This is a genomic window from Phenylobacterium sp. (genome assembly GCF_030693805.1).
Lineage (GTDB): Bacteria > Pseudomonadota > Alphaproteobacteria > Caulobacterales > Caulobacteraceae > Phenylobacterium.
Genome location: NZ_JAUXZW010000062.1, coordinates 1 through 1,012 on the forward strand (window position 1 = coordinate 1; position 1,012 = coordinate 1,012).

Here is a 1,012-nt window from a genome sequence, read left to right on the forward strand (position 1 = left end):
TCCAGGAAGCTGTCTGTGGTTTGACCGGGGCGGTTTGCATCACCCCAGACAGAGCGCACACCTGCACGTCGAAAGTGCTCGGGCAAGCGCGTGAAGACCTCCGCCTCACGCACCTCGGGAGGATTGAGCAGCCACATGCGCTGCCTTATTGACGGTCGAAACTGGTGTTGGCGGCCACCTTGCCCCAATAGGCGGTGCGCTCGGCAAGGTTTCGGGCGAAGGTGGTGGCATCCCAGGCGCCGGCCTCGGCGCCAATGCTCTCGGCATAGGCTTTCATATCGGCGCTGGCCATGGCCGTGGCAATTTCTTTCTGGAGACGCGCACCCACTTCGGCGGGGGTGCCTTTCGGCGCCCAAAGCCCGGTGAAGTTCACCACGCCGTAGCCTTTGACACCAGCCTCGGCAAACGTCGGCACGTTGGACAGCGCGCTCGGCCGCTTGTCACCACTGACAGCCAGCAAGCGCGCCTTGCCGCCTTTGACCTGACCGATGACGCCGGGGGTGGAGGCAATCTGGTAATCAATCGTGCCACCCAGCAAGGCCAAGGTGGCTTCACCGGCCCCCTTGTAGGGAATGTGCATGAAGTTGACACCAGTAGCAACGCCAAGTGCTTCGCTGGCAAAGTGGGGCATCGTCCCTGCGCCGCCCGTGCCGTACGTGATTTTGTTGGGTTCTGCTTTGGCTGCCCGCAGCAGGTCATCCAGCGTCTTGAATGGCGACTCGTTGCGTACCACCACGGCCATGGGGGCAAACATATAGGCGCCGAGGGGCTGCAAGTCCTTTTCGTGGTCGAAAGGGAGCTTCTTGAAGATGTGGGGCAGCAGCGCGTACGTGGTGTCATTGGCCACCAGCGTGTAGCCGTCGGGTGCGGACTGCACCGTCTGGTTGATGCCAATTGTTCCCGTGGCGCCGGCCTTGTTTTCCACAAAGAAGGTCTGTCCGGTCTGCTCCTGCAGCTTGGTCGCCATGCGCCGCGTGACCACATCGACAGCGCCGCCAGGCGGGTAAGGAAC

At 62.5% G+C, this 1,012-nt stretch carries 1 protein-coding gene; it reads right to left on the minus strand.

Annotation, left to right across the window (positions count from 1 at the left end; translation table 11 throughout):
* Positions 1–145: 145 nt before the first annotated feature.
* On the minus strand, positions 146–1,012 hold an 867-nt coding region (locus Q8M88_RS02550), incomplete at its 5' end, for a tripartite tricarboxylate transporter substrate binding protein (RefSeq protein WP_305594680.1).